Source organism: Vibrio furnissii CIP 102972 (genome assembly GCF_000176175.1).
Classification (GTDB): Bacteria; Pseudomonadota; Gammaproteobacteria; order Enterobacterales; family Vibrionaceae; genus Vibrio; species Vibrio furnissii.
This window is the reverse complement of the sequence record NZ_ACZP01000023.1, coordinates 15241-33947: the sequence shown is the minus strand read 5'-3', so window position 1 is coordinate 33947 and position 18707 is coordinate 15241. Positions and strand designations below refer to the sequence as shown.

Genomic DNA, 18707 nt, shown 5'->3' with positions numbered 1-18707 from the left:
GCTTATTCACAAAATTTAACCAGCATCAATGGAGCTTGATTTCTGAGCTAATTTAAGAGGCGTTAACACGGAAAGTAAATTTTCCAAGTTATCTTTCAAGTCATGGTTTTCCTCGGCCCAAGTTAATGGCAATGTCAGAAACAATCCTTTATCGACAACTTCAAACCGTGACGATTCAGGTAAATATTTCTGAATAGACAACATATTATGAGCCAGCTGTCCTTTGAATTTATCCATGCCCTTAGGGCCATTAGCATCAATAATCGGCTTTGTTGCGTAATTCAGACGAGAAACCAAACCTCCTAAAGTTGAGCGACTTTTATACAATATACTGAGTTTCAGGCATACCAAGCCCTGTAAGTTTGTTCAGTGCTTTGATCATGGCGTAAGTCTCGCCAATCTGAGCGTTGTAGTTCCTCAGGCTTAATTTCCCACCTAGCAGCTGTTTTACTCGGTACATTGCGGTCTCTGATAGAGAGCGCTTATGATAGCCATACCGCTTTTTCCACTTCTTGTTGGAGCCATAGAGCTTCTGGCAACCTACCGCTAAGTTACGAGGATGCCCTTGTTCCCAGAAGGCTGCTCCTTCTCTTGGCGGGATGAGCGGAACAGCTCGCTTGATCCGTATGGCATCATGGCAATTCCTTGTGTCATAAGCGCCATCGCCTGATATCTCAATGATTTTACGACGTGTTTGCTTGAGTAAGTTGGGGAGCACTTCGGCATCAGTTACGTTAGATAAGCTCAGCTCTGCTGCGACTATTTCGTGGGTGCTTGTATCTACCGCGATATGCAGCTTACGCCAGACTCTTCGCTTCCCATCAGTTCCATGCTTCTTGACCTTCCATTCACCTTCGCCATAAACCTTGAGGCCAGTGGCATCAATGGCCAGATGTTGTATTGCTCCTCTGGTTTTGGTTTTAAATGAAACTTCAACTTCCTTAGCTCAGCGGCTTATACAGGTGTAGTGCGGGCAAACAAGCGGGATGTTAGCCAGCTTAAATACGGAGTCTAGAAAACCTTGCAGCGCTCTCAAGGGCATAGAGAAAACGCGTTTCACCATCAGTGCGGTAGTAATGGCTAAGTCGCTGAATCGGCGAGGTCTACCACGCTTGCCTTGTTTGTTTTGCTTCCACTCAGCTATCGCTTCCTCATCAATCCAAAAGGCCAGAGAACCACGGTTGATTAAGGATTTATTGTACTGCTTCCAGTTAGTTGTTTTGTAACGAGGTTTAGGCATGAGGCTACGACGATTGATGGGCGTAGCCGCTCAGATCATAGTTTCTTGATTTAGTTCCATCGAATTACGCAACAAAGCCGTACAAACTTTATTATTCCAAAATTGATTTAGTGTACAAACTTTATTGTTCCTAAACATCAGCGCAACCACAAACAAAAAAAGCCTGAAGAACCAAGTAATAACACGGCTTCAGACGTTTTTCATTCGTGAAAATTTTACTCAGTAAGACAGGCCTGATACCCGCTTATCGTGATTTTCTTTGACAGGCTCATCGCGTTGCTGCTTTTTCGATATGCCGCTTCATTGATGAACAACGGATAAGCAGTATAATCGCCTTCCCAGTAAATTAGTTGGCCATCGAAGGTCTCCATGATCGCCTGCCCCGGTTCAACCGGAGAGAAGTCACGCTGATCAATCGATTTCAGCACCATTCCGTTTCGTTCACCGTTTTCGGTCATCGGCAGCTTCAGGTCTCCGCAGTACTGGAAGGCCTCATAACCGTCCGGCAGGTCCAGTTCAGAGCCCTGATTATACTGCTCACAAAAGTTCAGGATGTGCGCGGTCATGGTTTCCATCAGCTCCAGCGTTTTATGCTGCAACACTGAATTTGGCTGTGCGCCGACTTCGACCGTCACCCCCTGCTCTGCGATGGTGATCAGAAAGCTGCGTTTGTTCTCCGGGATATTGTCCTGGAAGTAGATGTTCGATTCCGGCATGCGGCTTTTAACATACGCGCCCAGCTTTAAGTTGAAATCATCTTTTTTCAACAGCATCAGACACGCTCCCATGTTAGAGGTGGTGTTGTGCAGATCGATAATGAAATCAAACGGTGACGCACCTTTTGGCCCCAGTTCAGCGTTAAGCTTTTTTGCCAGCAACTGCTCGTAACCGACCTTACTGTTATCGTCCAGATCAGCCTGACAGAATTCCCGGTTCAGATCCGATTCCATATAACGCACACTGTTCTCACAGGCTCTCGGATTTGAAATTTTGGTAGTGATGCTGAGCTCAGGCCACTGCGTCAGTGTCCGGTTCTGCTGCCACTTTTTCACCAGATAAATCCCGGATAACTCATTACCGTGGGTGCCGCCGATCAACGCGATATTTTTCACTGTATTCACTTACATCTCCATACAGCAGCGCGGTGCCAGCCACGCTGCGGTCTCTTGTTTATGACCAGTTGGTGTACTGGGCTATTACCAGACATACCCAGCTTAAGACATATGCCATGACAATGACCGGGAAGATGGTTTTCACCCAATTGGAAAAACTCACCTTGGCCAGAGCCAGCATGGCCAGCGTACCGCCTGAGGTCGGGATGATCAGGTTAGTGATGCCGTCACCGACCTGAAACGCCAAAATCATCACCTGATGGCTGATACCAATCAGGTCTGCCAGCGGGATCAGAATAGGCATGGTCACCAGAGCCTGTCCTGAACCACTCGGAATAAACAGGTTAATGAACCCCTGAATCACACTAATAGTGACCGCTGTCAGCGCGTCCGGTACGTAGCCAATCAGCAGGTTAAAGGTGTGCACTATGGTATAAATGATTTGGCCGTCTTCCAGCACCACTTTAATCGAAGCTGCCAGACCGATAACCAGAGCTCCTCCAGTCACGCCGGATGCCCCTTCAATCATGTATTTCACGTATTGATTGGCACCGATACGGCAGGTAGCGGCAATCGCAATAGAGATCAGCAGGAATACCGCCGTGATTTCTTTAATGTACCAGCTGCGGCCCAGCGCGCCAGTACCCGCCAGATAGGAACATCCGGCAATAACCACAATACCGGCCAGAAAAATCAGAATGACGGCTTTGTCCTGCATGCTCATGCTGTAGCTGCTGAGTTCAGAAGATAACCCGTCCTGTCCGGTATCTTCGCTGCGCGCTTTGGGAGCGACAACCGCAGTGATGTACCAGGCAAGCATCGACAGACAGACAAAGGTTAAAATACAACGGACCAGAGCGCCTGAGAAAATCGGCAGCCCGGCAATATTCTGCGCCACACCGACGGTGTAAGGGTTAATCGGTGACAGAGCGAAACCAATTCCAATCCCCCCGATCGCAATGCAGGCCCCAACCAGGTTCTTATAACCCAGGGCACTCGAAACCAGCAGCGCGACCGGTACCAGCGCAATGTTGTTTTCAAAACCCACTGCAATCCCGAATACACCATAAAGGTAAGTGGATAACCAGATCAGCAGATTACCGCGTTCCAGACCGATACGCTTAACAGAAGAACCGACGAAGTTTTCCAGTGCGTGGGTGCGGTAAAGAATGTTAAACAGTCCTCCGGCAATGAACACAATAAACAGGTATTGCGCCGACTGAACCAGCCCCTGCGGGATGGCGACAAAAATATCGAACAGCTTATTGATGACGCTAAACACACCGGCCGGTGCGTCACTCTCAGTTAAGTAATGAAAGGAACCGGCGATAACCCGCTGGCGTCCGTCGACGCTTTCGGTATCGTAGGCACCTTTAGGTACCAGCCAGGTCAGCGCACTGGCAACCAGCAGAATATAAAAAATCAGTACCATAGGATCAGGGAAGCGCTGATACCAACGGCTCGGCATCTCAGTTTCCCGGGAGCGGCTCTGCTCCTGGCTCATCGTACTCATGACAGTTCTCCGTTTCTGTATGTCCAAGTAAATCCGTTTTGCTTTCCGGGAAATAATTCATCCGGTGTACGGGCAATGTTCCACACATACCTTATTTATTCAATGGCCATTTTTGTATAGTATTATTTGAAAATGCTATAGGTATTACTCATGCAATATAAACAGCTTCAGGCTTTTCTCTCGGTCATTCAGACCGGGTCATTTTCCCGGGCAGCCGAAGAGCTGCGTATTTCCCAGCCTTCTGTCAGCCGGCTCATCAAGGATTTGCAGGAAGGCGTCGAGTTTGAATTATTCCGTAAGGAAAAGGGCCGGATGCACCCGACTGCGGAAGCGATGGCGTTTTACGATGAGGTGAAAAACATCTTTCACGGCATTAAGCACCTGGAAAGTGTGGCGGAAAATCTTCGTCATTCCTCACGCGGCCGTTTATCGATCGGGGCTACGCCCGCTCTGGCTACCTGGGTGGTACCGCGCATCATCAAAGACTTTGTAACTTCGTATCCGGATGTTCAGGTAAGCCTGCTCTCTGACAGCGTCAACCAGCTAATGCAGGGATTGCGTCACGCCAAATACGATCTGATTATTACCAACCATGTCAGCTACGATTTTGGCTTTATTGATGAGCCGCTGATCACTGTGAACTGGGTATGTGTGATGCCGGCAGGCCATCGGCTTGCGGAGAAAGAGGTGATTAACCCTCAGGATCTGAACGGAGAAAACCTGCTAAAACTGGTCGATGAAGACGGCATAGAATGGAACCGGCATAAAGCCATGCTCGAGGAACACAACATCGATGTCCGCTTCCAGTTCGCGACTCAGCGATCGCTGTCCGGATACGGTCTGGTTGCCAACGGGCTTTGTCTTGCTTTGCTGGATCCTTTCAACGCCCATCTGTGGCCAAAAGATAACGTAGTGACCCGTCCTTTCAGCCCGGGGCTGGAGTATCGATACACTATGTATTACGCCTCAGACCGTATCCGCAGTGATCTTTCCCGTCACTTCTCCGCCTGCTCAAAAGAAACGGTTAAGACCTTGAAATATGAATGAATATCAGAGCGGAGTTTGTCAATATTCAGGCTGAATATTGACAAAATTCCGGAGAATAAAACGAGTGGTAAACTGCAGATACAACAGCGCCCGGATAAACCGGGCGCTGTTGTCATTAATAAATTAATGGTGTTAGCCGATGCCTAACTAAACGATACTCAACCCTTATGGTCTGACCTCGTTTCAGGGTGCAGCTCGGGCTCATAAGCTTTCGCTCATATCTTCTTTAAAGACCATAGAGCACATGTACGGTCTGTATGTTCAATTATACGTCCCTGCGTTACCGAGTCAAGTCACCGGACCAAGCAACGACAAGCATTCTATATCCACTTCCGGATGTTTGTTTTTCACCGACCGATAGCCGGATTTAAACGTTGCACCTGAGGAAACCAAATCATCCACCAAAAGCACTCTGCCTTCGGGCGTAAAAAACGGGTTCAGACGGACAGGCTCAACAAACTGACGCTGAAACTGCGACAAGTCTTTCATACTAAAAACCGCATTCGGTTTGCGCGCTTCCAGTAACTTCCTCAGTTCAATAATTTCTTTGTGGCTCTCCACCTGCTGCAGCTGGGCCAGCACATTGGCATTGGTCGCTTTGACAAACGCATTACGCTCAACCGGCACGCCCTGGGCTTCCTGACAAGCCTGAGCCACCCAGAACACCACCGGTTTTGAAGAGGGCAAAGGCAGAATACGATCAAATACTTCCCCCTGATAATGGCGTGCAATAATGGACTTCATCAATCCAAACAGAGACGCTCTGTCTTCATCCGAAATACGGAACCTGTGCATGTTCTTCAGTGCGTAAATGAGCGGATTACCGTCTCCGGTCCTGTTCCGGGCTTTCTTACGCTGAAAAACCGCCGTCAGGTATTTCTCTAAGCCGAGGTTATACTCCACCGGATTTTTATCCGGGTGGGTGACAACCAGTCGCTCATGGGCATCGGTCAGTGACACCAGTTTTGATTTGGAAACATTAATGCCCATCTCACTCTTCTAACTGCAAACAACTTATCAACCAAGGGGTTAGGATAATGGAACCGGGAGCGAAAACCAAAAGATATTCAGCCTGAATATTGACAACTTTCAGCCCATTTAAATCAGCCTGAACCGGTTTGTTTTCCACTCCAGAGCATCAATTAATCCGCGCTCATACATACCGGCCCAGTCATAAAAAAATGGAGCAAACCTTGCCCTCCGGAGATATGAGACAAAGCGATACAGACAATCACAACGCCAGCAGAGATGGCATATTCCACCGGGTCACCGGTCCGGAACCGTCCACCAAACAGATGGAAACGTCTGTCACTGTAGGGAGAAAAAGGAACACCGGAAACGGTCATGGCATCGGTCAGGATATGGCTGACACCACCCCATGCGAACGCCATTCCTACCCCCTGATAGTCCCAGACAAATGTGAAGACGAGGGCAACGATAAGCCAGTGGGTAAAAATATGGGTAGTGCCACGATGCTTGATATTGTGACCAAACACTTTAACAACGTATTCAATCCAGTCTGGAGCGGTGGCTCCTGCAATGCATATGGGTACATGAGGTGGCGAGACAACGGCACAAACAGCGCCAGCGATGAGACCATGATTGAGCCACTTCATTTGCTTTGATGTTCCGCCTGATGAGGAGGAAGAAACGCTAAGTCCAGCAAGTACTGATTAACCCTCTTACTGTAGCTGTCTTCACAGAGTGCAACCAGTGCTAACCGGTGCTCTACTATTTTGGCTTCATGCGCCAGAACATTGCAATGAGAGCCCGCGACCTTTTCAAGTAATGCGACTTGCTCATTAACGCTTGCCACCCCCTGAGCCACACGCTGCTGTGAGCGAGCCTCGAGAGATAAATACAGTCCCATCAGACGATACGCATAATTACGGTCAGCAAGGGCCTGAGCAAACGCCGCCACCGAAGTTGCGGTTGAGGTACGACGCTGATACTCCCACTGGCGTTCCCGTGACTGTTCTGTCGTGGAATAGAGCGGCATCTTGCCGACAATCCCAACATAGTGCTCGAAGATTTCCGGCCAGTCATCACTGTTGTACTCGTCAAGATTGGTTTTCATTCCCGCGACCAGACTTAAGTCCAGCTTAAATTTACTCTTCTCCGGGTAGCAATTCAGAACGGTTTGAAAAATAACATCAGGGTCGATTTTAGGGGCAGGTTTTAAAGCCGGAGCAGGGGTGTTGTAATGTGGGGCTTCTCCTGTGAGAGTAGGTAACACGAATGGTTTTATTTCCGGAGGAGGTGCGACAGGTTCCTTCCAGGGAGAATCGATCCCCCAGTCATTCGCATAGCTTTGGCTAACAGCCAGTATCCCAAGTAACATCCAGGGTGCTCTAATCTGCACGGGTAGACCTCCGTCCATTGCCCAACATCTGAAGCCCCCCAATCACAGCCCCCGCTTCCCAGGCGCCGGCAACGACACATAAGGCAACCATGAACCAGATCAGGGCTTTCGTTGTGTCGTAACTCACGTCACTTTCCAGATTGATACGTTGAGGCTCACGCCTTTCAACAATAGGGCGAATAGAAGGAGGCAAGCGTCCTTCTTCACTGCAGGCCATCAGCCAGGTTTTTGCTGACAGCAGACATTTACGCGCTATCTGTGCTTTACGTCCTGTCAGCTTGTGAGCATCGTCGATGAACAGCAGCGATTGAGTCTCAACCAGGTAATCAGCCAGTAAATCCGCTTTGAGTTGCAGGTTGAGCTTGCTCCAGGGAGTAAAACAGGCGTCTTCTTCGTGACAATTTTCGTACCATTGTTCAATCCCTTTCACTTCCACCCAGCTGGAAAGCGGCATCAGGCCTTCCAGCAAAACCGGTTGTGGTTTACTGCCCCAGATCTCGTGCCGGCTGTCACGCAGGCGGGTGAGCCACCGGCTTTTACCCGAATCATGCGCACCGGTTATCAGCTGACACTGGGTTCGGCGTAAGCTGGTTTCTTTTCGATCCCGGCTTGGCGCAAAGCGACGAGGGGTATCTACGATTAAAGGTGTCACATAACGAGACCCGTCTTTTCGCTGGCGTTTATGATCGGTTCTAAGTTTTAAAAATCGCATACTCTTCTTCCTGACCGCTACAACATACAAGGTAAGAGAAATAAAAAAAGCGTGAGCAAATTCCCTGCGACTCACCCGAAATAAAAATGTAATGGTGTTGTATATTGAACAAAGTGGAGCCAGCTCTCGTCTCAATCCGGGAGGGCAGGGGACACAGGTTAATCTCGCACAGCGTCGCGGGTTTTTAATCGAAAGAAAGGGGTAAACAATAGGATGATAAGTGACAGTGATGATGATTAGGGTAGATGATTAAAATTAACGACCGTATTTTTCGCACATAGGAAGTCTATGACGGGGCTGGGTGATGCCACATAAAAGCGTTAGCATCAACCCTGTCTTCTCCCATCCAGGAATATTTAAGATGTTGGTTTTTCTTCGTGATGTTTTATCAGGTGCGTAAATTTGTGACAGATTAGTTAGGGCTGGGCTTAGTCACATGGTTCGCCACTCCATCGCAGGTCGAGGCGTTACTCTCTTCCGTTTCCTTTACTGGTTTGTGTTAAAAATTAATCAACCTAACAGCAAGGCAGGGTCATCATCACCCGTAGAACCTGTTTATCCTGAGTAAGTTAAAACCAAAACTCAGGCGTCACCCGTCAAGACGACATCACGTTGTCACTTACATTTTCTTTGATTGTACAAGCACAATGGCCGCCCATTTATTTACTGTCGCTGGCGTCTTTTCCCGTAACGACCGGCATGTAAGAACCGGACATAATTGAGGGGGAAAAACTTTCATTTATGCATCTCTTTTAGATCCATGCTGAGATCGAAGATCTGATCTTTAAACAGCGAGGATCAAAACAATTACACGCCTGTTTTTGCGCCGCCTCAAAAGAGAAATATATCTGTCAAATTTTATGTGACACAATCCAGGTATTAATTTGTTCAGCTCACCTATATTATGTAATAATTAACCTAAGTTATGTCTTGGATGGAAACCATGAGCGAAGAACAATATTACTATCCTGTCGTCAGTGACAACCTGCCAAAGCACATCAAGAAAGGTCATCAGCTGGTATTCAGCCGTCAGGATCTTTCAGCCAGGGAAGCGGATATGTTTGCGCTGATGGTGGCTCATATGAAAGCGGCTGACTGGGATACCAACACTCCACATTACGAATTCACTTCACACCAGTTATCAGAATGGTTAGGCGTTGAATCCAAACACATTGGCAGTAACTTAAGCCCGGTAGCTAATCGTCTGGCCAGCCGTAAAATCGGTATCAAAATCGAATCCAGAAAAGGAGATACAGAGTTCGACTATCGTCCTCTGTTTAAGCATATTGCCTATAAAAATGGTGTATTAACCATGGTTCCTAACGACATGCTTAAATCTGAATACATCGAGTACAATCAGGGATTTGCCTTGATCAACACCCGTAATTTCTTTGATGTAAAAAAAGAATACTCCAAGCGCCTTTATGAGCTGCTGAGCCGCTTCAAAGACAAAGGCTTTGAAATGCACCAGCAAAAGCTCGACGAGCTGAAAGGCGTCTTTGGCCTCCTTAATGAAGCAGGGAAGCTTAAAAAGGATAAGACTTCTTTTAAGAACAACAGCGTATTCATGAAGCGCTGTATTCGTGAAAGCATTAAGGAACTCTCTGAGCATCCACAGATCCGAAAAGAACTTCTATTTCTCGAAAGCGATAGCGGAGAAAAAGGATTTGAAGTGATCAAGAAAGGCCGGACCATCACTGGGATCAAGTTCCTGTTCCGCTGGATAAAGCTCGGCACTGTAGACGAACTCAATCAGCATGACGCACTGAAAACAATTCGGGAACTTGAGCTTAAAAGGCTGCAAAACAACATTCGCCTTTCTAAAGCAGAGCTCGAGTCCCTGGCGATTGCTTATCGTTACATAGGGAAAGAAGAACACGCCATCAAAGTGGAAGAGAGCTTATCGAAACGTCACCTTAAGCAACAAGCAGAACAAGAAGAAAACACTCAGAATGAAGTTGATTCGCTGCTGGATAAGATAGAAACCCTGTCAGAAATCAGTAACAACCCAGAGTACTAGCAGACATAATTTAGGTGCTTATCTCCCACAACGGACATAAATAAGGTATATCCACGTGATGTATGACACATTTTAGGTGTAAAGAACGAGATCCACCTAAAATGTGATACTTAAGCGGTATCAAAGACAGAAATCAGGTGTAGTAATCGCTGTAATACATCCGCCATGCTCAGTAAGTGCCTGATCTGACTTCCGGACACCTAAAAACTGTCATCTAAACACCTGACATACGATCATTAACACCTGAAATGTGTCATCTATTCACCTGATAAGTGATCAACCACACCTGAAATAAGATCATTTCAACCTGAATAGTGTTATCTAAATACCTAAAATAGGATCATAAATGCTATTTTTATTATTAATAATCAGTACGTTACATAAACTATAGATCTTATAGATTTATAGTCTGTATAGTTTTAATAGTTATCTATAGATCTTTATAGCTGATGTGGATAACTGGAAAATCAAAGATTTACACAGTTAACCACAACAATAACAATTACATTTCTTTCTTCTTTTTATTTTTTAAAGGTCACAATCCAGGTAATCGCACACCTTTTTTATGTCTGGGATTGTTATAACACTCCTGAACAAAAGGAGATTGCCATGACCCACTACGCCTACCTTAGAGTATCTTCCGACAGCCAGGATGTTGCTAACCAAAAGCACGGTATCTATGAATACGCCAACAAAGTTGGTTTATCCGGTCTTTGCTTTGTTGAAGACATCGTCACAGGCAAGAAAAAATGGCACGAGCGCAAACTCGGAGCTCTGATAGAGGGCATGACATCCGGAGATAAACTCATTTTTGCCGAAGTGAGCCGTATCGCCCGTTCTACCTTACAGGTACTTGAAGTGTTGGAAGTATGCATGGAGAAAAAAATCGATGTGTACATAGCCAAACAGAACATGCAGCTGGACGGCTCTATGCAGGCCAGAATTACCGCAACAGTGCTTGGGCTCGCCGCTGAGATTGAACGCGAGTTTATCTCGATGCGGACCAAAGAAGCACTGGCGGCACGCAAAAAGGATGGGGTAATTCTTGGCAGACCTAAAGGGCCGGCAAATAAATTAAAGCTGGACGCTAAACGTGATCAAATCGAAAAATACCTCAAAATGGGGCTAGGTATCCGGCCTACGGCAAAGTTGATAGATGAAGCACCGAGCACATTGCGTGATTATATTATTCGCCGGAAATTAAAAAATTAAGAAATAGACGCAAAATGTTTTGCAGGAGACATATGCTTACCCAGCACAGCGACGATAACGATATGGTCTTCCTGAGTGATGTAATAAATCACATGGTGCTTCAGAGGAAAACGGTAGTATCGCTCTCCCATTTCCGGGATCTGAATTCCGATCAGTTCGTTACTTGCCAGCAATGACATCGATTCCTGTAATTCATTAAAATAGACGGACCATTGAGTACTGCCCCAATGTTCTATGGTGTAACGACGAATATCAGTGAGATCAGACTGGGCTAAAGGTGAAAGCTTATAACTGCTCATGAAAACATTAACCCTTAAGCCAGAGATTTCATAAATTCATCACCATCGACCAGATCGCCATTCCTGATATCAATTTCTGCCTGTTCAAAACGAGATTTAACCAGCATCATCTTGAGTGCTTCTAATTGCTCATATTCTTCACAGGACATCATCACCGCAACCGGTGAGCCATTTTTACTGATTTGCACGGGTTCACGCTGAACCTTCATCAGTAAATCGCCAAATTTGGTTTTTGCTGTATTTGCTGTTAATGATTGCATAGTTACTCTCCTTTGGGTTAATTATAAACGAATCGAACGATTTAAACTATTCGAATGTTATGACTAAATGTCCATAAAGGTGTACCTTTATGGACATAATGAAGCACCCATCACAAAACTGTTCAGTTAGTCTTAATTATTATTAGTGAACATGTACACTAATTACTGCTTATCTTATTGTTCACTTTAAGGCCTCTATCATGAAAATCGGCTATGCCCGTGTTAGTTCTGACGACCAAACTCTGAATGTTCAGCTTGAGCAACTTCAATCGATAGGATGTGAGAAAGTATTCCAGGAAAAAGCCAGCGGAAAGTCGGCTGATCGTGAAGAGCTTTCTCGCTTGATCGAGTTTGCCCGTGAAGGTGATGTTATCCATGTAACTAAAGTGGACCGCATTGCACGTAATACGATAGATGCTCTTAAGATTGCCGATGAGCTTTCAGATAAGGGGGCTGGACTGGTGTTTCATGACCTCGGGGATTTAGACATCAATAGTGATGTGGGACGGGTCATTTACACAACGATTTCCGCTTTCGCAGAAATGGAAAGAAAACGTATCTTACAGCGCTGTAACGAGGGCAGGGAGAGAGCTAAAGCTGAAGGCAGGCACATCGGACGATTTCCTGATAAGCAACTACATGAACGCATAGAAGCGTTTGCTGAGCAGGGAATGAACAAGCATGCTATTAGTAAAGAGTTAGGATGCAGTCGTACAACCGTTTATAAGGTTTTAGAAATGAACAATTTTGTGTGGAATGACTTTGGAACACTGGTATCAGCATCGAAAGTAGGTTCAATTATTATCATCAAAAATAGTACAGGCGATACCAGAAAAATGAGTATTACTAAATACAAAGAGTCTGCATTAGAAGTTTTGAACAAAGCTCAAACGATGATTGGTCAAACGGTGATGATTCGAACTAGTCAAAATACGAGCGATTGGAGCACACAGGAATGGTTCAGCGAAATTGATATTATTAAAGGCTTTGTTGCTTAATTCATAGATAAGCCATGCCTGCCCCATTGTGCTTAATTCTTAACCGATATACTGTGTTTCAGGCTTACCAAGCCCTGTAAGCTTATTCAGGGCTTTAATCATAGCGTAAGTCTCGCCAACTTGAGCGTTGTAGTTCCTCAGGCTTAATTTCCCACCTAGCAGCTGTTTTACTCGGTACATTGCGGTCTCTGATAGAGAGCGCTTATGATAGCCATACCGCTTTTTCCACTTCTTGTTGGAGCCATAGAGCTTCTGGCAACCTACCGCTAAGTTACGAGGATGCCCTTGTTCCCAGAAGGCTGCTCCTTCTCTTGGCGGGATGAGCGGAACAGCTCGCTTGATCCGTATGGCATCATGGCAATTCCTTGTGTCATAAGCGCCATCGCCTGATATCTCAATGATTTTACGACGTGTTTGCTTGAGTAAGTTGGGGAGCACTTCGGCATCAGTTACGTTAGATAAGCTCAGCTCTGCTGCGACTATTTCGTGGGTGCTTGTATCTACCGCGATATGCAGCTTACGCCAGACTCTTCGCTTCCCATCAGTTCCATGCTTCTTGACCTTCCATTCACCTTCGCCATAAACCTTGAGGCCAGTGGCATCAATGGCCAGATGTTGTATTGCTCCTCTGGTTTTGGTTTTAAATGAAACTTCAACTTCCTTAGCTCGGCGGCTTATACAGGTGTAGTGCGGGCAAACAAGCGGGATGTTAGCCAGCTTAAATACGGAGTCTAGAAAACCTTGCAGCGCTCTCAAGGGCATAGAGAAAACGCGTTTCACCATCAGTGCGGTAGTAATGGCTAAGTCGCTGAATCGGCGAGGTCTACCACGCTTGCCTTGTTTGTTTTGCTTCCACTCAGCTATCGCTTCCTCATCAATCCAAAAGGTCAGAGAGCCACGGTTGATTAAGGCTTGATTATAATACTGCTTCCAGTTAGTTGTTTTGTAACGAGGTTTAGGCATGAGACTACGACGATTGATGGGTGTAGCCGATCAGATCGTAGCTTCCTGATTTAGTTCCATTGATTTAAGCAACAAGGCCTTTTCAATTGACCAATAACGGTCACTCTTTACCATCCGATAAGTTTTTACTTTGACGATGTGTTCAGCCCAACGGGGATAAACTATCCCTTACGGGCCATACGTTTATCTCTGTTATTAAATATTCAAAATAACAAATGAGGTAATGCGTATGAATATTATAAAAAAAGCATTTCTTCGAGCGTTTGCCAATGTGTTCCTAGCAATAGGCGCAGGTATAATGGTCACAGGAGGAATCAACTTAGTTAGCACAGCAGACAATATCCCAATGAACGTCATCACAATTGCAGTCGGTATAGCATTTATGCTCGCCTATGTGATTATTGATGTGGGCTTGGTGATAGGTGATATGGTTCAAAACAGCGATGGAGAGGAATAATTTGGTTTAAAAAACGCCACTTTGTTATACTTATCGAAAAGGAGAATCATATGACTACTGGCGCACTAATCTATCTTGGTATGTGTATTGGCTTTGTGACAATACTTGGTATTGTCGGATGGCAAGTCGTCAAGCACTACAGCAAAAAGTATCATCTAGATAAATAGGTCGATATTAATTCAAACCCCAAACGGGACACAAAGCCCGTAGGGGTAATGTGTCCCATTTTTTTGTCTAATGGAGACACATTATGAACACTTCAACTCAAACCCTATCAACACTTCTACCAAAAACATCATTCAAAAACTTCACGGTTTTTGCTTTGTGTTTTATTGGTGCCTTTGTTGCTTACCAAGCAGAGAATCCAGCTCGGATGGTGGCAGCATTTATCCTACTGGCAACGGTTTCGTTGGTTGCCTATCTTGCGTTCTGCTTGATTCGCTTCACCTTTAAGGTTTTGGCGAAACAACCCAATGCAAACGTGCAAAAAACACAGGTTAAACAACCTGTCAAAAACGCACACTCTAACTCACCACTGAACGCTCGCATCACAAACGCTCGTAGAGCGAATGTCGTTCGTCGTATGCCTGGTGAAGAGCTCATGGATATCCCTGCTTATGCGCGTAAAGCGATGGCCCGTGATTATCCAATGTCTGTGGACAAGCTGAAAACAGCGAACTTCACTGTCAGCTCTAGCCAACCAACGTTCAGCTTCTAGTAAGCGAACCTTGTCACTGCCCTCGCGGGGTCATCCCCGTGTGGGGTGACTCCGTTTTTAATTCAAAAATGGAGATAGAATTATGTCTGAAACATCAAACTCTGAGGCTGCAACTCAACCGCTAAGCAACGTCACTCCACTACCTAAGAGTGATAAGCCATCGTTGATAGTAGCAATGGCTGCTAAATATGGCGTAGATCCCAAAAAGTTTTGGGATACGTTGAAAGCAACAGCATTCAGACAGCGTAATGGTGACGCACCCACTGATGAGCAAATGATGGCATTATTGGTTGTGGCTAACGAGTACAACTTGAACCCGTTCACCAAAGAAATTTACGCGTTTCCTGATGCGCAATCCAAGGGGATTATTCCTGTGGTTGGCGTGGATGGATGGTCACGTATCATTAACTCTCACCCTCAATTTGATGGTATGGAATTTAAGTTTTCCGAAACCACCATTAAAGTAAAAGGGTTAGCCAATCCGGTATTCGAATGGATCGAGTGTGTCATGTTCCGAAAGGACCGTAACCGCCCGACGATTATTCGTGAATACATGGACGAAATTTATCGTGAACCATTTGAAAAAAATGGGTATGTCACTAAAGGACCGTGGCAGTCTCATCCTCGCCGCATGGGTCGTCACAAAGTGATCATCCAAACAGCTCGTGTAGCCCTCGGTTACATCGGCATTTACGATGAAGATGAAGCGGAACGCATCATAGATGTGCAAGCACGACACACTTCATCACAACCGCCAATCGAGTTTAGCGCTGAAGAGCCGCAAGCGACATTGGCACCACCTTCAGAAAAGCCGAAAATCATGCAAGATCTCGAACAAGCGAGTATTGCTGACGCGGAATATATGGAAGTGGAGCAAGGCGTTCAAGACGAACCAGCACACTGCTCGGTTCAACAAGAACAGCCAAAGAAACAGATGTCGAATGCTAATGAGTATTACGACACTCAGTTTGGTCAAGTCTCTGTGAAAGATGCCAAGATGATTGCCAATATGGTGAAATTCGCGGTGGAATCACAAGCGTGGGATACGACCAAAGAATCATTCAAAGAACGTTATGATGGCCCAACATTGGCATTTGCGTTGAGTGAAATCAACGCAGCATTCAATGAGGCCATGAAGAACTTTGAATAACGAATTAGCCTAAACCGCTAATTATCCATCTACCCTAACGGGCGACACTGCCCGTAGGGGATAGTGCGCCCTTTTTATTGAACACAATATGAAGGAGGCACTTATGCCTATTGTTGACTTAGTACAACGTAGTGAAAAATGGTTTGCGTGGCGGAAAACGGGCATTACAGCCTCCATGATCCCTGTGATTATGGGCCTGTCACCTTATCAAACCCCATACGGACTGTGGGCAGAGTTAGTCGGTTATAAACAACCAGATGACCTGTCTAAAAACTTTCACGTTCAACGTGGTGTCGAGCAAGAGCCGGAAGCGCGAAGCGCCGTGGAAGATCAATACGGCATTGTGTATATGCCAGTGTGCGTAGAAGCAGACCATAATCCACTGTTCAAAGCGTCTTTGGATGGCCTACAAGCCATCTCTAAAGGCATTCGGGAAGTGCTCGAAATCAAATGTCCTTGTGAAAAGATCTACAACGAACTTGTTGAACTTCAACCCAAAGCGCCAACGTTCAAGATGTACGCTGCCCAAGTGCAGTGGCAACTTAACTGCGCCGGAAGCCCTCAAGGTCGTTTGTTTTTTTACTTGCGCGGTAAACGTTCAATTGCGGTAAACATTAAACGTGACGATGCGTTTATCCAAAAAGCGGAACAAAAAGCATTGTGGTTCTGGAACTTGGTGCAAACTAAGACGCCACCGCCAATGATGGAAGGCCGCGATACCGTTGTGTACGACACGCCACTTTCTCAAGTTGATCCAACCTGGCTAAGCCGAGTGGAGCAACTGAAAGAGAAAAAAGCGTATCTAGGTGAGATTGAACGCAAAATGAATGCGGTCAAGGCCGATGTGAAGCAGCTTGAAAGTTACTTCACTGAGCAAATCCCTAGTGATGTCAAAACATTCGATAAAGGTGGTATTCGGGCTACGCGAGTGGAACGAAATGGCAGTGTGGACTACCAAGCGGTTCTTAATGAGCTGGCGAAGGATCTCAATGTGGCGATACCACCAGAGTTACTAGCTAAGCACACGAAGAAAGGGTCGTCTTACTACTTAGTCAATGTAACTGATGAGCCAGAAACCATCACACCGACTGTTCAAACCAGCGACAATGCGAACGTTCAACCTGAACACTCAACGGAACCGGTGCAAGCCGAATCGTTAAACGTGATGACGGTGAAACCGCCAAGGTCATTCCAATGATCGCTACCCCAACGTCACCAAGTAATTTCTTCGAAAAATCTGTACGAAACATGCATTTTTAAGAAGAGGGAATTAGTCGAGCGATTGACTAATTCAATGAATATCAACCCTATCGGGCAACTGAAAGCTGCCCACTAGGGGAGTCGTAAGTTGCCTTTTTTATTGATTAATTAAGGACAACATTATGACTATTCTAACTCTAACTCCGCAAAGCTACCCAATGGATGTGTTCGGTTTTCCTGGCACAAACGTTACGGTTGAAGGTTTTGCACCAAGTGGACATCCAAATATTCCGGCCAAGAAAGACTACATCTTTCGTCGGGAAACGTTACGCGACATCGTGGCGTTTTTGGATTGCTCATTTGGCGATGGCTTGATGATCACCGGTCCAACCGGCTGCGGTAAAACGTCAGCGGTTGAGCAGGTACTAGCCAGATTAAATTATCCAGCCCAAAGCTATACATGTGGCGGTTCGACTGAGTACATGGACTTAGTGGGCCAATACACATTAGTGAACGGCAATACTGTCTGGATGGATGGCGTACTGACGACTGCGATGCGCGAAGGGCATGTACTGATTCTGAACGAGATCGACTTGGTTGATCCGGCGGAATTGGCAAACCTGAATGCCATTTTGGAAGGTGCGCCACTCGTGATCACTCAGCTTAACGGCGAAATTGTACGACCTCACCCCGCATTTCGTTTGATTGCAACATCGAACTCAAACGGATCTGGTGGTGACGGCAACTACATAGGAGTGAACCGCCTAAACATGGCGTTCATGGACCGCTTTGTGGTGATCAAAGAAGATTACGCCAGCGAAGATACGGAAATGGCGGTACTGGAAAAACTGGCACCGAACATTCCTAAAGTGCTGCGTAAGAAGATGATTGAGCTGGCTAATAAGGTTCGCGCTATCTTCAAAGGGGAGCAAGGTGACTCAGAATTATCGATCACCTTTTCAACTCGCACGTTAATTCGTTGGGCGATACTCACTCAACGATTCCAAGGAGCAAACAATGCATTAAGCTACGCGCTTGATCGTGCATTGTTAAACCGCTGCTCGGAAGAAGAAGAACGTGAAACTATTCAAACATTAGCTGTAGCGTTGTTTGGTGCTGATTTTAACAACAACTAAGCAGCTTTAACCCACGCGGGGTATCTATCCCGTGTGGGTAGGTACTCCATAATAATTTATGGAGTTATACATGTTCGATTATGTGATTGCCTATCTTTGGTTTGTTGCACAAATCAAGAAATGTTCAGGTTGGATAATTTGCCATCGGAAGGAAATTGGTACTCATGTGGGGAATTTAGGCATAGCTGGTTACACTGGCTCCTACGTCTATGCGATCCAAACGGGTATCGATGTGAAGATGGCCGCTCTAATCGTGTCAGGTATTGTATTCACTGTTTTTGCTAAAAAGTTAAAACAAGAGTAATATT

17 protein-coding genes and 4 pseudogenes are annotated in these 18707 nt (G+C 45.9%); 10 read left to right on the top strand and 11 right to left on the bottom strand.

Features of this window, described 5'->3' with window-relative positions; translation table 11 throughout:
- Nucleotides 1-15 precede the first annotated feature (15 nt).
- The 4 genes and pseudogenes from VFA_RS22760 to VFA_RS22745 all read right to left on the bottom strand — a co-directional run bounded on the left by VFA_RS22760 (nucleotide 16) and on the right by VFA_RS22745 (nucleotide 3820).
- Nucleotides 16-297: a hypothetical protein gene (locus VFA_RS22760; RefSeq protein WP_038152863.1), complete on the bottom strand. Its 282-nt coding sequence runs from the start codon at nucleotides 295-297 to the stop codon at nucleotides 16-18.
- 22 nt (nucleotides 298-319) lie between these two features.
- A pseudogene (locus tag VFA_RS22755) lies at nucleotides 320-1240 on the bottom strand (IS5 family transposase).
- Nucleotides 1241-1455: 215 nt separating this feature from the next.
- Nucleotides 1456-2361, bottom strand: coding sequence for an aspartoacylase (locus VFA_RS22750; protein ID WP_004729609.1), 906 nt, complete (start codon nucleotides 2359-2361; stop codon nucleotides 1456-1458).
- Between the two features lie 49 nt (nucleotides 2362-2410).
- Entirely contained in the window at nucleotides 2411-3820 is a 1410-nt protein-coding gene (locus tag VFA_RS22745; RefSeq protein ID WP_004729608.1) for a YfcC family protein, read from the bottom strand.
- A 195-nt stretch (nucleotides 3821-4015) separates the two neighbouring features.
- Here VFA_RS22745 and VFA_RS22740 point away from each other — a divergent pair, with 195 nt between their 5' ends.
- On the top strand, nucleotides 4016-4912 hold the full coding sequence (locus tag VFA_RS22740) for a LysR family transcriptional regulator (protein WP_004729607.1): 897 nt from the start codon (nucleotides 4016-4018) through the stop codon (nucleotides 4910-4912).
- Between the two features lie 288 nt (nucleotides 4913-5200).
- Here VFA_RS22740 and VFA_RS22735 read toward each other — a convergent pair whose 3' ends face one another.
- From VFA_RS22735 to VFA_RS22720, 4 genes and pseudogenes are all read right to left on the bottom strand, one after another.
- Nucleotides 5201-5902, bottom strand: a complete 702-nt coding sequence (locus VFA_RS22735; RefSeq protein WP_004729606.1) for a phosphoribosyltransferase — start codon at nucleotides 5900-5902, stop codon at nucleotides 5201-5203.
- 108 nt (nucleotides 5903-6010) lie between these two features.
- A pseudogene (locus VFA_RS23585) lies at nucleotides 6011-6528 on the bottom strand (metal-dependent hydrolase).
- The gene (locus VFA_RS22725; protein ID WP_370447184.1) at nucleotides 6525-7253 is read right to left on the bottom strand and encodes a hypothetical protein; all 729 of its coding nucleotides are present in this window, start codon (nucleotides 7251-7253) and stop codon (nucleotides 6525-6527) included. The pseudogene VFA_RS23585 and the gene VFA_RS22725 overlap by 4 nt, the downstream one beginning before the upstream one ends.
- Before the next feature lie 10 nt (nucleotides 7254-7263).
- On the bottom strand, nucleotides 7264-7986 hold the full coding sequence (locus tag VFA_RS22720) for a hypothetical protein (protein ID WP_004729604.1): 723 nt from the start codon (nucleotides 7984-7986) through the stop codon (nucleotides 7264-7266).
- 943 nt (nucleotides 7987-8929) lie between these two features.
- Here VFA_RS22720 and VFA_RS22715 point away from each other — a divergent pair.
- Both VFA_RS22715 and VFA_RS22710 read left to right on the top strand, forming a co-directional pair.
- Nucleotides 8930-10006: a replication initiation protein gene (locus VFA_RS22715; protein WP_038152856.1), complete on the top strand. Its 1077-nt coding sequence runs from the start codon at nucleotides 8930-8932 to the stop codon at nucleotides 10004-10006.
- A gap of 609 nt (nucleotides 10007-10615) precedes the next feature.
- A complete protein-coding gene (locus tag VFA_RS22710) occupies nucleotides 10616-11218 on the top strand; it encodes a recombinase family protein (protein WP_004729602.1) in 603 nt (200 codons plus the stop codon).
- On the opposite strand, the gene VFA_RS22705 is transcribed toward VFA_RS22710, so the two are convergent.
- Entirely contained in the window at nucleotides 11215-11517 is a 303-nt protein-coding gene (locus tag VFA_RS22705) for a type II toxin-antitoxin system RelE/ParE family toxin (RefSeq protein WP_038152854.1), read from the bottom strand. The genes VFA_RS22710 and VFA_RS22705 overlap by 4 nt on opposite strands.
- Before the next feature lie 14 nt (nucleotides 11518-11531).
- Entirely contained in the window at nucleotides 11532-11777 is a 246-nt protein-coding gene (locus tag VFA_RS22700) for a type II toxin-antitoxin system Phd/YefM family antitoxin (protein ID WP_004729600.1), read from the bottom strand.
- A 200-nt stretch (nucleotides 11778-11977) separates the two neighbouring features.
- Here VFA_RS22700 and VFA_RS22695 point away from each other — a divergent pair.
- Nucleotides 11978-12514: pseudogene (locus VFA_RS22695) on the top strand (recombinase family protein); the annotation flags it as partial.
- Nucleotides 12515-12814: 300 nt separating this feature from the next.
- On the opposite strand, the gene VFA_RS22690 reads toward VFA_RS22695, so the two are convergent.
- On the bottom strand, nucleotides 12815-13738 hold the full coding sequence (locus tag VFA_RS22690) for an IS5 family transposase (protein ID WP_004729598.1): 924 nt from the start codon (nucleotides 13736-13738) through the stop codon (nucleotides 12815-12817).
- Between the two features lie 229 nt (nucleotides 13739-13967).
- On the opposite strand from VFA_RS22690, the gene VFA_RS22685 reads away from it, so the two are divergent.
- The 6 genes and pseudogenes from VFA_RS22685 to VFA_RS22660 all read left to right on the top strand — a co-directional run bounded on the left by VFA_RS22685 (nucleotide 13968) and on the right by VFA_RS22660 (nucleotide 18703).
- A complete protein-coding gene (locus VFA_RS22685; protein WP_038152853.1) occupies nucleotides 13968-14195 on the top strand; it encodes a hypothetical protein in 228 nt (75 codons plus the stop codon).
- A gap of 250 nt (nucleotides 14196-14445) precedes the next feature.
- Nucleotides 14446-14913: a hypothetical protein gene (locus VFA_RS22680; RefSeq protein ID WP_004729597.1), complete on the top strand. Its 468-nt coding sequence runs from the start codon at nucleotides 14446-14448 to the stop codon at nucleotides 14911-14913.
- A 175-nt stretch (nucleotides 14914-15088) separates the two neighbouring features.
- Nucleotides 15089-15652 (top strand): annotated as a pseudogene (gene bet / locus VFA_RS24315) (phage recombination protein Bet); the annotation flags it as partial.
- 514 nt (nucleotides 15653-16166) lie between these two features.
- Nucleotides 16167-17261 (top strand): YqaJ viral recombinase family protein, encoded by a 1095-nt coding sequence (locus VFA_RS23040; protein ID WP_004729595.1) that lies wholly within the window; start codon nucleotides 16167-16169, stop codon nucleotides 17259-17261.
- A 184-nt stretch (nucleotides 17262-17445) separates the two neighbouring features.
- Nucleotides 17446-18399 carry an AAA family ATPase gene (locus tag VFA_RS22665; protein WP_198136109.1) on the top strand — a complete coding sequence of 318 codons (954 nt, stop codon included), beginning with the start codon at nucleotides 17446-17448 and terminating at the stop codon, nucleotides 18397-18399.
- A gap of 70 nt (nucleotides 18400-18469) precedes the next feature.
- Nucleotides 18470-18703, top strand: a complete 234-nt coding sequence (locus tag VFA_RS22660; protein WP_038152852.1) for a hypothetical protein — start codon at nucleotides 18470-18472, stop codon at nucleotides 18701-18703.
- Nucleotides 18704-18707 lie beyond the last annotated feature (4 nt).